This is a genomic window from Opitutus terrae PB90-1, assembly GCF_000019965.1.
Classification (GTDB): domain Bacteria; phylum Verrucomicrobiota; class Verrucomicrobiia; order Opitutales; family Opitutaceae; genus Opitutus; species Opitutus terrae.
On record NC_010571.1, the window covers coordinates 654,367 to 669,316 of the forward strand.

9 protein-coding genes and 1 other RNA gene are annotated in these 14,950 nt (G+C 57.4%); 3 read left to right on the forward strand and 7 right to left on the reverse strand.

All coding sequences use genetic code 11. The annotated features are described in order from the left end of the window. Nucleotides 1-15: 15 nt before the first annotated feature. A complete protein-coding gene (locus OTER_RS26555; RefSeq protein WP_044891508.1) occupies nucleotides 16-225 on the reverse strand; it encodes a hypothetical protein in 210 nt (69 codons plus the stop codon). On the opposite strand from OTER_RS26555, the gene OTER_RS27000 reads away from it, so the two are divergent. Further along, nucleotides 172-402, forward strand: coding sequence for an HNH endonuclease (locus tag OTER_RS27000; protein WP_425496024.1), 231 nt, complete (start codon nucleotides 172-174; stop codon nucleotides 400-402). The genes OTER_RS26555 and OTER_RS27000 overlap by 54 nt on opposite strands. Before the next feature lie 769 nt (nucleotides 403-1,171). Here the strand turns inward: OTER_RS27000 and OTER_RS02735 are convergent. From OTER_RS02735 to OTER_RS02760, 5 genes are all read right to left on the reverse strand, one after another. Then, complete coding sequence (locus tag OTER_RS02735) at nucleotides 1,172-2,188, reverse strand: carbohydrate kinase family protein (protein WP_052300274.1); 1,017 nt, start codon at nucleotides 2,186-2,188, stop codon at nucleotides 1,172-1,174. 48 nt (nucleotides 2,189-2,236) lie between these two features. Beyond that, nucleotides 2,237-3,250 carry a hypothetical protein gene (locus OTER_RS02740; protein ID WP_148217981.1) on the reverse strand — a complete coding sequence of 338 codons (1,014 nt, stop codon included), beginning with the start codon at nucleotides 3,248-3,250 and terminating at the stop codon, nucleotides 2,237-2,239. Between the two features lie 188 nt (nucleotides 3,251-3,438). Then, the gene (locus tag OTER_RS02750) at nucleotides 3,439-5,367 is read right to left on the reverse strand and encodes an ORC-CDC6 family AAA ATPase (RefSeq protein WP_012373377.1); all 1,929 of its coding nucleotides are present in this window, start codon (nucleotides 5,365-5,367) and stop codon (nucleotides 3,439-3,441) included. Then, entirely contained in the window at nucleotides 5,364-6,473 is a 1,110-nt protein-coding gene (locus tag OTER_RS02755) for a phosphoribosyltransferase-like protein (RefSeq protein ID WP_012373378.1), read from the reverse strand. The genes OTER_RS02750 and OTER_RS02755 overlap by 4 nt, the downstream gene beginning before the upstream one ends. 48 nt (nucleotides 6,474-6,521) lie before the next feature. Next, nucleotides 6,522-8,402, reverse strand: coding sequence for a Cof-type HAD-IIB family hydrolase (locus OTER_RS02760; protein ID WP_012373379.1), 1,881 nt, complete (start codon nucleotides 8,400-8,402; stop codon nucleotides 6,522-6,524). Between the two features lie 927 nt (nucleotides 8,403-9,329). Here OTER_RS02760 and OTER_RS02765 point away from each other — a divergent pair. Continuing rightward, complete coding sequence (locus tag OTER_RS02765; RefSeq protein WP_044891512.1) at nucleotides 9,330-12,101, forward strand: restriction endonuclease; 2,772 nt, start codon at nucleotides 9,330-9,332, stop codon at nucleotides 12,099-12,101. A gap of 387 nt (nucleotides 12,102-12,488) precedes the next feature. Here OTER_RS02765 and ssrA read toward each other — a convergent pair. Further along, nucleotides 12,489-12,845: a transfer-messenger RNA gene (gene ssrA, locus OTER_RS24885) on the reverse strand. Between the two features lie 253 nt (nucleotides 12,846-13,098). Between ssrA and OTER_RS02770 the strand changes: the two genes are divergently transcribed. Next, on the forward strand, nucleotides 13,099-14,670 hold the full coding sequence (locus tag OTER_RS02770; RefSeq protein ID WP_012373381.1) for a DUF2235 domain-containing protein: 1,572 nt from the start codon (nucleotides 13,099-13,101) through the stop codon (nucleotides 14,668-14,670). Nucleotides 14,671-14,950 lie beyond the last annotated feature (280 nt).

Sequence of the window (14,950 nt, forward strand, 5' to 3'; positions counted from 1 at the left end):
GCAGGTGTTGAAATCTTACCAGCTGGAGACTTGGTTCGTGGGGACTTCGAAGAGCCCGAAGGTTTCTTTCGCCCCGGTGTAGCGACGGTTGTGATCGATCGATTGGAGCACGATCCATTTGCCCGCCGCGCGTGTATCGAGCACTATGGCTCGGTTTGTCAGGCTTGCGGAATGCGGTTCGACAAGGTCTACGGCAAGATCGGTGCCGGTTTCATCGAGGTTCATCGCTTAAGACCGGTTTCTAGGCCGGTAGACTCTGCTGATCCTGTGAAAGAATTGATTCCACTGTGTTCAAACTGTCACCGGATGATTCATCGCAGATCGCCGGCCTTGTCGGTCGCAGAGTTAAGGGAATGCTTGGACCTTAGGGGTGCAGCCAAGTCTGACGGGGCAGCCATCTAGAACGCCATTATCTAGGGGCCATTCGCCGACCGGTCACCTTTCATCCAGAGCGACAATGAAGGCGTAGGGCGGCAAAGCCGCGAAGCCGATCGAGCATCCAGAAGCATGGTCATACGTCAGGGCCACAACGCGACAATTCGGCCGCGATCCGAGACCCAAATGGGCATGTGATGCTGTTTCGCGATTCGCCTCGCCTCTAGGGCGGACCGCCGGAGCGCGGCACCTGCCGCTCGTGTGAAATCACGAGCTTCACGTCGCTTTGCAGCCGTCTTCATGGCTCGGCGGGCGCCGAAGTGACGTTATGCTCGGCTACGCGGTTTTCGGTTGTTTACAACGTAACGTGCGGCGCTCTTTTCCGCATTTCGGAACCAGCTTTAGTCCAGCATCGGAACCCACCTTGGGCCCAGTTGGCGAAGCTCCCCAAATCACGGACCTCGCCCCGAGCAGCCTCACGAAGGCCCGTTCGAACGGAAGCGAGCGCGTCTTTGTTCCGATACAGCCAGGCTTCGGACGCAGGTATTGGCTCTGGCAACGACGAGGCCCTGCGGGGTGCCGCTGTTTGCTTCTTTGCACGAGAAAAGTGCGTCATGGTGCAAAGCACATTGCCGTTCCGTGAAGCTCGCCAATACCGACCAGATCCTTCAAAGTGGTTTTCGTAGGTGACACGTTCGGCCAGCAATCTCAGGAAGCTTTCGGGTTTCATCCCACCTCACGGTCTGGCCTCCGTTAGTGCCCAAACCGCCATCTTCCTGGTAAAGCTGAATGCTGGTCAGGCTCGAATTTGGCTGTAATAAATCTTCTGCGACAACACGGCCTTCACTTGGACGTCCAACTCACGTCGGCTTAGCTCATACATCGGCCCACGAGCGCCGTGATATCGGCAATTAATCGCAGCGAGTGCCTGGCCATAGTTCAGAGCGGCCACAATCGCAGCCTCATCTAGCTTGAGAAAATGCATGCGTCCCGCTTGACAGAGGTGGTGGATAATCCCGGCGCTGCACCAATCTCCGCAACCCGTGGCATCAATGGCATTTTGCACGGTGAAGGCCGCAAGCTCGCGCCAAGATCCCGGATTCGTATCGCCGGACTTTAGGCGGTATCGAAGACCGCGGCGGCCAAGCGTCTGGATCTCCAAACGCGGTGAACGGGAAGCGGGGCTGCGCGGCACCTGCGGAATCCGGTCAGCGGAGTATTTGACAATGTCCGACACGGCCAAACATTCAGTGAATAAATCATCGTCCTTGCAGGAAGATGGCTCGAAGAACACGACGGCTCCTTGATCCCGCAGCCCTTCAGCCATCACGAGCGCGCTCGGCTCGGCGCGGTCAAAGTAAAACACACTGGCTTCCGGCAAACCGTGCACCATCTCCTGTGCCATCGTCTTCGGAAACGGACGATAACTTGGTAGCCAGTCTCCCGAAGCCGGATGCTTCCATTCGAATCGAGGTCCAACCGTGCCATCGCGCCGTTCGGCAATGCGCACGACGACGACCGGCGTCGCGCCAGTGTCGGAGCGCAGGACGAAATCTGTCCGGACACCCGACCGCTCAAGGTCGCTGAGAACGTCCTCAGCCATACGATCAGTGCCGAGGCGTGCAACAGGGTAAGATTCCCATTCAAGATGCGCCAAAATACTTAGCACGTTCCCGCAGGAACCTCCCGCGTAGAGCGCGTTAGCCTTTACGCGGTCCTTACCAAGGAGCAGCATGTCCAGCGCGAGGAAGCCAGTTCCTACTGACACCGGCATCTCACGGAGAGGGAGAGAGCGTTGGAGAGCGGTGGACATGTGTCAGAAACGTGCTGTTGTAGCAAACTCGAGCTACTGCGAGTCGAGCTATTTCGCAGCAGTTTCGATGTTGGTTGCCTTGCTTTCCAGTTTGTTCCCCTCCGGCGCCGCGACGGCGCCAGCAGGAGACGCTTCCCACTCACCAGTCAGCCAGAGGCCGGAAAGTTCGGAGTTCACGGGGGCTTCCGGATCCACCTTGTAGCCGTGGCAATCGACATGCGCAATGCCGATCTCGATGTCGTTCGCACGAAAGTCGTAAGCCACCAGCAGCGCTGCAATTGAAAGCAGTTTTGACGAAACGGCAGACAGAACGAACTTGGCTCCATCTAGCGGCGCGAACGACTCGCGATACGCGACGATCGCCCGGGTCAACTGCCGATACACTTCAAAGGGATTTCGCTCAGAGCCATAAATGAAGTTCCGCGGCTCAATCCGCCAGTTGTCGAACAGTAGGCCATGGTACGCTTGAACCAGTTTGTCCCCACGACGCGGGTCCCGGGCGGGGGACGGCAGAACGGGACAGATCTCGTCGGGCTGGATCAGTTCGTAGATTCGTTCGAGTTGGATTCGCTGGTTTTCTCCCAACAGTGGCATCCAAACGCGAGGTAATCCGGCTGTCGCCTCGCGATCCATGGCCCCCTTGAAAGGGTAGATGAAATCGGCGCGCTCTTCTACGCCTTCATCATGGATGTGCGCATCGAAGGATGAGTCCTCTGCGACCATGACATGGAAGTTCACGATAGGCTTCCCCTCCTCGGGTTCGACCAAGTGCAGGATCTTGGCCGCGAGTGGCAGGTAGATCCCGCGGGGTGCGGCGCTCACATCGAGAATTATGTCGGTGTAGTCCCCGAGTTCGGAGAGATCGTTGAAAAGGCGCAGTGCATTCTGGGCAGAGATACGTCGCCTGTCATCGCCGGCGTGAAGTGCGAGTTGAAATTTTCTTATCGTGCCACGCCCCTGCATGGCCTTGAGGAGACGAGTATGGTTTGCTTCCACCTTGGGCAGGTAAGCGGTGGATGGGGAATTTGGGCCTTCGCTAAATTCGATCAGTGCAACGTCCACTGGATCGTTCCCACGAAGATCTAGGAGCATCTCGAGTCCGAGACACATCCGGGGGTCGAAACCCTCGGCGAGAATAAAAAGCACACGTCGTTGCCGGTCCCGTAGATGATCGGTCCAGAATTTTCTAAGCTCGCTGCCATGCGCGAGAACCGCCTGGTTCCATCGGCAAGGTGACCGTCTGTCGACATTCACAGCAATTCCTCCTCCATTGACTCACGCCGTGCCTCAAAACCGCGTTCCATCCAGCGTACCAGTTCGTCCAGTTTCTGCTCCTTGAACTTGCCATAGTTGAGCGGCAGCTGGTACTTGACGCAGAGCAGGCGGTTCAAATTAAGGATGAGCCAGTCTTGTCCCTTACAGCGGTAGTTCGGTTGTGCGTCGAGGTAGTTTAGGGTGAGCGCTGATGCCAGCACCTCTGCTAACATCGCATGATCGGGTCGATGCTGGGTCCATGTACGGTCCATTAAGCGCTCTCGGTCTGCCATTGAGATCGCGATCGCATTTACTCCTGGGTCGTTCGGCGCCGTCGGTCGTTGCGTGTACCAGCGCGAGAAAGCACCAATCGCCGCGAGTAGGTTGCGCACCCGCGCGCCCTGAGTAGCGCGGCGGGGGATTTCCTCCCACATTTCGTTCGATGCCTTCACCACTAGCTGTTGCTGGCGCGCAGCAGGCAGCAAGGGGGGCTGCGATGGGCTGATCAGCACCGCGGAGATGATCACCTCGAATTGCTGGGCGGCGAGTCCGAGGTATTGCTGAATATTGGACGACGACAGCTTCGCAAGCGTTGCGGACCCGAAATAGTACGGCAGATCAAATTCGTTCGCGAGAAAAAGCTCTGCAGCTGCCGTTAGAGAATTGTCGCTCTTGTCTGCCAAGACTTCCGTCTCGAGCGGAATGCCGAGACTTCTCTGGTTTTTTCTCAGTTCTCGTTCCACTAGGATTTCAAGTTCCCTCCACGCGAGAGCCTTGGCACGAGTTGAACCGTTGAGTGCTTCGCGTTCGGCGATCCACGCGTCAAAAAGCGGGCTCTGCGCCGCCCGAGCCTTAACTCGCGCGGTTATGGTGGCCAGTACTTCCGCATGCCGTTCTTCCCATTCCGTACCGTCCAACGTATCTTCCAGGCACTTATCGAAGTGGTATACCTCAACCGTTCGCGAACCGCGCGCACGCCGGTCGGCGATACTGTTTACAACCGTTTCGAAACGTTTGGGATAGCTCCGCCAATAGGATTCCAGGTACACGCGTTCATAATCGCGCCCTTCAATTGCTCCTACAGCTCCCAGGCTGAGCAACTCGTTGTTCGTGAGAACCTGAAGCCGCTCGGCGATCCAAACGGGCGTTGTACTTCGTTTCTCCAGGACAAATGTCAGTAGGCGCTCATGCTGCAAAGCAGTAAGGTACTGCGCGTCGTCGAGCATGATAAGGACGTGCTCTGCCACCGGCTTTCCGTCGAGGCGGAAGGCCCCAGGTTTGAACAGATCTAGCGTTAACAACCCGTCACTACCGGCGGTAATCTGGCGGGGCGAAAAGCTGTCGAGCGTAGCGCAGATTTCGTCTTCTCGGTCCTTAGCCCACTGATACAGTACATCTCCAGTGCATGGCAACGTGAGCCCCGGCAACTCTACTGGAACGTTTGGTTTCTCAAGCGTGAACCGAGGCAATTCGGAATCCGACCTTATTCGGCGCAGCGTCAAAGCATAGCGCAACGCCGCGAGTATGATCCGGGCGTCAAGCAGCGCATAAAACAGGCGAATCTGTTGCGTTGAATCGAGTCCAATGTCGGCGAGCGAGCCGTAGCTACGGGTGATCGTCAGGGGAATTCCTAGCAGGTGGGGCCCATCATCCGATATCACGCCGAACCCCCTCATTTTTTCGAAGAGGTCATCATATCCATCTACGTCCTTATTCTTGTGCAGCTCAAGTAGTGGCCCCGGTGTGAAGAGGCGCATCAAGGACGTTTTCCCCCCGCCCGGGGCGCTCTGGAAGACCCGGGTCACTAAAGCCTGATTTTCCTTCAGTAGCTCTAGCGTCCCAGGACCGAAAAACCGGACGAAGGCAGGGTCAGTATCGATGTATTCGGCTGTTCGTAACAGGAAGGGGTTGCGTTGCTCTTTCATGGCTGTTTGTGCCTGCTCACCCGAGGAAACAACGCGCGAAGGCGGCCCTTGCTGTTCCAGATTGGGAATATGGAGTTGTTCGGAGAATTATGCGCGAGCACGACTGGCAGACCACAACCGGCGTAGCCATACTTCACACCCTGCCCACCCTTCTCCGTATGCGAGTCTTCCATTCGGTCTTTATCGTAGTACTCGTCGAGTAGAGCGTCGAGTGGGTCGCCACGCTTTATGCGAATCGACTCGGCTAGGGGATGAACGGCGAGCACATCGAACGTCACATTGTACCCCTGCCACACTTTGCTCAGTGCGGCCTCAATGTGTTTGAGCGCCTGCTCGGTTGCAATATAGAGCACGACCAGAACGTGTGCACGTGAGCAGTCCATGAGTTGCGCCGTGTCGCTCTGCGGGTTAACGATGTCGAGTGCGAGTTCGTTCAGCTTGCCATCATAGTGCCCATTTTCCTCGCGCAAGTAACTCGTTCCGCTCGCCGAAAAGTCATCGAGTAGTACCATCGTGCGGAACTGCGCTTTTTCGATGGCGGGCATTCCGGGCGCAATGGATTTCGCAAGTTTGCTTCTTAGCTTATTAAGCAGTTTGCCCACACGCTGCTTCTTAATTTCGTACGTTTGAAGGACCTGCTCGTGGTCGATTGTGTCCTCGTTCGTGCGCCGGAAGACGTCCGTACGAGCACCATCGCTTAGGCCAAGAAACAAGCATGAGCGCTCGTGGATGCGGAACGCTTGGCTGTCGGCAATCCGTCCGAGATGGTATGGGTTCAGCCCGTTCTCAGTGGCTACGCGTTGCAACAATCGCGGCCGGATGAAATCCGGGTACGCAATACTCACCAAGTGGTGCATCTCCGCCGTCGAGAAGAAAATCAGACGGTCTTTCACGAACCGATAGGCTTCCTTTTTGTGTGCTGGATCTTTGAGGTCGTTGAGCCAAAGCGCGAGGCTTTCGACGAACCGCAGGCCTGGCGAAAACTGCTGATACTCGTCGTACTTGTATGCGGCCATTGCCTGCAGTGTCGGTCGTTCACGGGCCACATCTTCGGCCTGCCAGTCCATCACCCGCGCAAGCAGTCGTTCCGCTAAAGATTCCTTCATTGCTGGACGCAGCGCGATCGCGCTACACCAGGTAACGAAAGCAAAGAACTAGCGGATTGAAAGCGTAAACCTCTCCTGCTCGACAGTGAGCCATCGCGCATAGTAGAGGAGTCCCGCGACATTTCGGCAACCGGCCGGTGCTAGATTCCAGCAGCTGCCAAGCCGAGCTGATACTGTGTCGACACTTAGCGAATACGGATGCGTGAGCAGATCGAAATCGTTTCCTCCGAGCGCACCGCGATCGCCAAAGGTTAAGACCGCTAGCGCTGGATCGATTTGTTTTTGGACGAAGGCCACTCCGTTAAGCTTGTTGCTCGATTGCGGGATAACGTCGAGGGAGTGACTAGACTCCACGACGCGCATCGCATGAGCACTGTAGCTCGCCACGACTTCGCGGATAACTGCAGCTGCGGCGGCATAGTCAATAGCGCCACGTGCTTTCACAGTCAGCTGAAACCCCTTGTTCTCCGGTTCAACCTGCCGAGCAAGGATCGGATCGCCCATCAACTCGCGCCGGAGTGCTTCCAGAGCTGGATAGTGATCTGCTTTCTCCGGTGCTGGCACACCGTCGCTGAGCGCCTGCGTGAGCCCCCCGTTGTAATATCCAACGAGAATCCGTGAGTGGAATTTTTTGTCGAGAGAACGCCGGAGGATATGGGCGATCGAATCTCCGCGACCGGTCGCAAAGTACAACACGACCTTCCGTCGGAGCAGACTTGTCAAGAATGTCGCTACCGGCACCGATAGATTCGCAGCACCGCTCTGCCCCGGCGCAATCATCGTGCCATCGAAATCTGTCACGACAGCACCAAACTCCGTCTGCTCAAGGCGGCGGGAAAATGTATCTCCGGCGGCTATGACCGCTTTGTGATCCTCCGCACTGTCCAGCGTACCGCGTGCTGATAGCTTCCGTTCGACGCTGACCACATTGGAGTCGCTGAGCACGCGCTCGCGTTGTGGCCCTAGGTGATAGATGCGGCTGCCGTATCCTGGGATGCCCGGCCGGCCAGGATCGATGCCTACTTCCTTGCCGAACCAAGCAGTCAACGCAAACACACGCAACAGCAAGGGAAGGACTGCGGCTGCTCCTGACTCTCGGCTCAGCAGACGAAGCACGCGGGTCGACCTTGGAAGCAGCGAAATCGTTTTCTCCGCGATGTTTTCCGATTCCGGTGTAACGAGCGCAACGACGTACGTAGACTCTCCACGTTTATTAATCCAGTTGTGTCGGCCGTGGGCGAAGTGCCGGTAGTCTGCCAGCATCACACTGCCCAGCCCAGCTTCGCTCAGTTTTGACTCCAAGTCGATTGCTGCGGGTCTCCCCCAGTCACCGTACAGCACGACTACGTTCACCACACCAGCTCTTTGGGGCAGCTCGGGAAAATCTGAGATTCTCAAGGCACGATTGACTGCAGCGTGATCCGGTAACGCATGGCCTAAAGCGCGAAGTGTTAGTGCGAGAAATCCTATGAGCGAATTTGTGGCGAGGTATCCATCTCGACCGGTAGGGGGAGGTTCGACAAGAACGCGTGTGCGCTCGGAGCGAGACGCCCGCAGCTCTATTTTTGACTTACGCCGCGCGCAGACCACGAAGATCCCGAGGGGCTCGCGGGCCGCTGCTGCATCGTACGTAGCAACCACGTCGGGATTGCTGCCGCCGGCAGTGAAGATCAGGACATGGGCACCACGCAGGTCGGTTTTCGACTCAAGGAAAGACAACGGCGTATGCGCCACAGCGAAAGCACCCCGACGCTCGTGCAACAGTCGGGCCAACTCTGCAGCGGTGAACGAGCCGCCCGCGCCGACGATGACGAGCGGCCTTCCTTTGGCTTCAGCGAAGAAGCTGCTCAGAGAGTCAGCATTCACCTGCGACGCCCAGTCAAACGTGGATGGAACCTGAAGCAGTTCTCTGGAAAATGACTTGCCCATTAGGCGGATAAGGTAGGATCACGCAGCCTTTTCGACCGAGCTCACTGTTTAGGTGTGGCTTCCGCGCTGCAACACAAACTGAGGGCGCTCGGGAAGCGTTAGGCGCCTAAAAACGGACGAGAGAGGACCTCCGGCAACTGTGGTAAGCTAATTTGGGCGTAGAAGACTCGTGCCCGGCGGAACAGTGTGAAGCGCGGTTTCATTTTCGATGCGCTGCATCGTAGCGATATCCGAAAGTTCGCGTTAGCGAACAGTGGGCGAGTTTCAGCGGAGTATCGGCAAATTCCGCCGGGAAGTGCTTCCCGGGCGGCCTTTGCTGACACTTTCACTGGCAGTGGCTCTTCCCCAAACCCGTAATTGGCTGCCACACACGTCGCTAAAAATGGCTGGGCGAAGCCAGGAAACATACGAACTTTTCCAGACCGAGCCGGCTCAGGTTAATCGTAGGCTTACCGGCTGCGAACGCAGGTCTCGCGTCGTTCGCCATTACGCCGCTGCCGTTTCGTCTGCCCGTCGTAGAACCTGCGCCGGCTTCGCGCCGCACAAGCACATCGGAACGAACGGCGCGTTGGATGTCCGAACTGCTGTTGAACCCGAAGCTCCGTTGGGCAGACATCGCGCGCCGTGAAGGATTGAGCCGGGCGAGAGTGCCCCAATTGATTCAAAAAGAGCGGCGCTAGGATCGTGGGCATCGATGAATGGGCACGCGTGGCAGTGCGGTCCGCCGGGCACGCAAAAGCCGCATCTGTCATTGGCCCTCGAATCTCCCGGCGCTCGGTCTCACGCCTTGACCTTAACTCTACCTGCGTCGTATTTGCTCGTCGCCGACTATTGTCAGCACCTAGTCGTGGCAAATATACGCACAAGATGCCTCGTCGGCGTCGGCATCGTACTGCCGCGGATGACCAGTTCAACCCCACCGATTGCATGAGCACCGTTTCCCAAGGCAAAGCCTTTGAACTGGATGTTGTCCAGCTATTGGAACTCAAAGGGTATAAGGTTACGCGAAACAACCTGATCAACGGCACCCAGATCGACATCGTAGCCAGTCGAAACGATCTGTTGGAAAACACCACGTTAGTCGTCGAATGCACGGACCGCGATGCCGCCGTGGGCGTCGACCTCGTGAAAGAAAAGTCCGCAGTGCTCCTTTCGCTTCGCGGAGGTAAATCGCATTTTCGACTGATGTTTGTTGCGCGAAATGGTTTTTCCGCGGAGGCGAAAACTTTTGCGGATTCTCAGCCCGACACTCTCCTGCTTACGTTCGCTCAACTCGAAAACCTCCTGGTTGATTTCACGCCTTACGTGAACTGGTACCGAAGCCACTACGAGCGATCTCTAGGTGTTTTCAAAGACGCGAAGTTGATTGATCGTTACGTCGATCTGAGTGGAAGGGATGAGAAAGGCCAGTTGATCGCATCGCTTGACAGTTTCGCCCGCGAATGGCTCGCGAACGAAAAGAACAACCTACTTTTCCTTTTGGGAGACTATGGTGCTGGTAAGACGTCATTTTCCCGGCAGTTTGCGTATCGCCTCCTCCGCGAGAAATTTGACGAGCACGGCACCGGGCGATACACGCCGCTTCTTATCAGTCTGCGCGACTCTCACGGGCAGCTTGACCTAAAACGCCTTCTTCTCGAGTCGCTGACAAATCTCTACGGCGTGGAATTGCAGTCGTTCATGGCCTTCGAGCGACTCTGCGCCACCGGACGCGTCCTCGTACTCCTCGACGGTTTCGATGAGATGACGGAACGATCAGACTTCAAGACGATCACGGACGCATTTCAGCAAATTTACCTCTTTGCAGCTCTGGATGCTAAAATCATCCTGACCTGCCGTTCTAATTTTTTCCGCAGTCACGCCGATGTCATCGAACTGCTTCGGCAATTCTCAATTTCAGTCCCGACAAAGAGCGACGGGCGTTCGTTGGAGTTGCCACTCAAAGACCAAGGCAAGCTGGTCTACGTCGAGAAGCTAAATGATGCGCAGATTCGCGCTTTTATCGCCAAGAGATTCGGAGGTCAAAGCGACGAGATACTAGCATCGATTCGACGAATTCACGATCTATCAGATCTTTGCACGCGCCCAGTCCTGCTAGACATGATTCTGTCGACTTTGCCGGAATTGGAACGACTTAAGAGAAAGATCAATTCCGCGGCGCTTTATCAGCATTACACCGATCGCTGGACAATGCGCGACCAATGGCGGGTCACCATTCCACTCAAGGTTCGAACCATTTTTTGCGAATCGCTTGCTTGGTTGATGCATTGTGCGAACGCGACTGCCATTTCATCAGCCACCTTGGAGACCACCATGGTTGCTGCTTTAGGACCTATAGCCGGGAAAAATAGAGACGACCTTGCGAAGTTTCAAAACGATATCCAGACGTGCTCGTTTCTCGTACGCGTCGGAGAAAAAGACGAATTCCGGTTTGCGCACAAGTCGTTCAGCGAGTTCTTCGTTGCTCGTAAGCTGGTGGCTGACCTTATGGCTGGAACCGAGGTACAGCGGGCTGATACCACAGGAGTCTCCGCATCACCTAGTCACGTCGTAGAGAAGAAGAGGACGGGAACTCACCAGCCTACCGAAAAGCGTCCCGACATCCTCCGGGTAAACGTCACGGACTTCGTCATCGATGCTCCCGTCACGCTGACGTTCAATAGTGGAGGCGGCAAATATTCTCTATTCGAAAACATTCGCGCTTCTCTTAACGATCGGCTCCGCTCGACCGATTTCTTCCAGGCCATGCATGTGCAGGAGCTTTCACATCAATGGCCGTACATTTCGTCAGACACTGCCGTTCGCTCCCATTTGGAGGCAGAGATCCGTGCAATTTTCGCAAAACAATGGCGGAGCTCGCTTCCTGAAGATATTACAATCTCCGAAGAGATCGCAACGTTCGCGCTAGAGCACATGGGCGCTAAGCCCGACGCGTTTGCCGTTATAGTAGCAAAACTTAGAACGGCCCGCAGTATTGATGTATTTTCCGATTTGGTTCGGCTCTCAAAGAGCGCGGATTGGGTGCAGCAAAACGCGAGCGCACTCCGGGACTATGTCAGGAATGGTAAGTACGAGCAGCTGAAGACTGCCGCTGCCGCTGCGCTAGCCAGGCACCCTGAGCCACTGACGCTGGAATTTGTAAGAGAGATCAAAACGTCACTCCCCGAAGGAGGCTGGAGTTACTTTTTGTTTCAGCTAGCCGAGGATGGTCCGCGCTATGCCGACGTCCTTGGAGCCTTGTCGCTAGACGAGACCATCGCGCCGGTCGATCGGGTAATCTGCTTGTATGGGCTCGGCGGGCAATTGCCTTCCGACAAGAATCACGAACGGCTCGCTCGACTAGTTGTTCAGTTGCTGCGCTCAAAGCAGTCCAGCGAGCAACGCCTAGCCACCCGCGTTTTTAGCACATTCACACCCGAACAGCGCCTCGCAATCTTGGCTGAAGGGTTCAAAGATCCAGATCCTGGCTTGCGCAAGATTCTACTTGCTCTCACGAATGCCGAACTGGAGGGGATTGACTGGCGTCGAATTCGAGCGCTCGCGGTCGCGGAGCAAAACGCTGAGATTCGGAAAGAAATATATGCGCTTGAGGAAACAATCCGCAATTTCGAGAGCGAGAGACAGAATCGCGCCAGTTGGGACCGTTCCAAAAATTCACGCAATCTACGCGAGTCACTTTGGCAATCACGGTTGAGGTGAGATATCCCCGCCACAGAGTTCGTATCGCCGCGTAAGTCCCGCCCGGGCTGGGATCGAACCAGCGGGCGAAGTGATCAACAAGAAATGTGGCCAGACCTTCTAGAGCCTGAACGAGCGACGAACACGGCGTAGGAATTCCATGTGCACACGAAATTATTGGCTCGGCCGACAAACGCCCGGTTCTCACGCCACATCAGGCATTGATCATTTTGAAGATTTTGACGTGAAGATTCACCGCAAGTCGACGAGTCGCGTAATTCACTGCAGTATAATAGCTTCTATGCTGTAAGCCCCTAGTTGGCAAAACTCGGAGTAAGCCCCTAGCTGTCAATTTGTGCCAAGTTAGGGCACCCCGGACAAACCGGGAAAATCAAGCCTGCAGAAAATTGGTGGAGGTGGCGGGAGTTGAACCCGCGTGCCCCTGACCTTCGCACACCGCGTCTACCATGTTTAGCGTGACTTTAATTTCGCCAGGACCAAGCCGTCACACGCGCTAAGGCCCCAGCTATTCCCCGGATGAAGATACGGCGCGCAGTCCGCGGACCGCTCCGCGCGCTATACCTGCTGTCGACGTCGGTCACGGCTAGCAGGTGTCGCCGGACCAACGTAGCAGCCTAATTAGGCCGCCATGGGCATTTCTTCGTAGTTGCCTCTTATTGGTTCGAAGGGGGATTAACGAGTGACCTTACGACACTCGACAGGCAGCGGCGCACTCCAACCAAGGGTAGAATCCAGAACACCCCCGTAAAACGGGACTGGTTCCATCGTGTGGGTGCGAACCAGTCAAAGAACAGTCCGCACCATGCGGGATTCGCGGCGGTTTTCAAGCGCCGGGAGGTATCGTGCCATGTTCTTCCAAGCGGTGATTGCCACGCGTCGTCACTAGGAAGTCTACGCGATTTTAGGTGGTTCCCCCGCTACCGCGCGCCCCACGTCTGTCGCACACTCGTCGGCGCCCGACGCCCCGCTGCCCTCGCGTCTGCTTTCCCTCCCCACCATGAAAAACCTGATCGTTACGTGCGACGGCACGTGGAACACCGCTGACCAGAAACAGGACGACATCCCCGCGCCGACCAACGTTGTGCGCCTCTACAACGCGCTCGCCAAACAGGACGCCGCCAGCAACGAGCAGCGCAAGTATTACCACCCTGGCGTGGGCACCGAGGGCTCGAAGCTCGAACGGCTCGGCGGCGGCGCCTACGGCCTCGGCATCAGCCGCAACATCATGAGCGGCTACCGCTGGCTCGCCGATCACTACGAGACGGGCGACCAGATCTTCCTTTTTGGGTTCAGCCGCGGCGCCTACACCGCGCGCAGCCTCGGCGGATTCATCGGCTGCTGCGGACTGCCCGACCTCGCCGGACTTTCACCGGCCGACGCTTGGAAGCGCGTCGAGCAGGCCTACCACACCGTGTATCGCGTGAAGCCCGCCGAGCGCCCGCCCATCTCGTGGCCGGTGCTTTCTCCCGGCGCCGGGCAGACGAAAATCCCGCTTCAGTTTATTGGCGTGTGGGACACCGTCGGCGCGCTCGGCGTGCCGGACGATCTCGCGCTGCTCAACCTGCTGGACGATCCGACGAAGTGGCAGTTTCACGACACCACGCTCGGCGATCACGTGCGCTTCGCGCGGCATGCCGTCGCGATCGACGAGCTGCGCGCGAGCTTCACGCCCACGTTTTGGACCGACGACCACGATCGTCCGCTCAATGACGGGACTCGCGTGCGGCAACTCTGGTTTCCCGGCGTGCACAGCGACGTCGGCGGCGGCTACGCGCAATGCGGACTTTCGGACCTCGCGCTCGCGTGGATGATCGACGAGGCCGCGACCGCGGGCCTCGCATTCCTGCCGTCCTATCGCGCGCAGATCAAACCCGATCCCCGCGGTCTCCTGCACGATTCCCTCGGCGGCGCGTTCAAAGCCCTGCACTCGCGGCCGCGCAACCGCCCGCGCCTGACCCCCGACGCGCCCGATTACCACCCGAGCGCTTGGGATCGCGACGAAGCGCCGCCAATCACGCAGTCACCTTATCATCACCCGAGCGTCGCGCTGCAGGTCGGCCAGAGCAGCGAGCCCATCGACGTCTACGCGCGCAATCACTGGAACGAAACCGGGCTCTTCCTCGAGGACGGCGCCACCTACGAGTTCACGGCGAAGGGTGAATGGGTGGACAAGAGCATCCCCTGCGGACCAGCAGGCACCAACGACGGCAAGTTTCACCTTGGCGAGGTGGTCCAGCTCGCGGGCACGCTGCTAGGCAAACTCGAGTCGGGCTTCCGCAAAGTCAGCGGCAACGCCGAAGCCGACTTGATCGGCACGCGTCGCGCCGAGGAGCACCCGTGGTTCGCGCTGCTGGGCGCGATCGCCAACGACGGTCCGCAACAAGGCAAGAATCCCAGTCCCGACGGCTCGCCGTATCCGCACCAGACTTTCCTAATCGGGAGCGGCCCGACGCGGCTTACGCTGAAGCCGACCGAGGCCGGCTACCTCTATGCGTTCGCGAACGACGCGTGGCATTTTTATGAAAACAACCGCGGCAGCGTGACACTCACGGTGAAGCGCGTTGCGTGAGGCGCTGACAGCGGTAGGCGGTAAGCGGTAGGCTTGAAACGCTGCTATAGCCCAGGTCGTCGACCTGGGTCCTCTCCGCAGTCTCGCAGCTCCGGTCGTCGATCAACCGTCGTTACGCTGGCCCCTGCACCCGCGTCGGCTTGGCCCGCCACCGCACCGAGGTGGCCTACAGAGCCTTTCGAAGCTTAATGTTCGAAGTTCGTTTGGAGTTCACGCGCCAGCGCACCCAACGCTCAACCCTCAACTCTCAACTTTCTCTCCCTCCACTCTGGACTCTCTA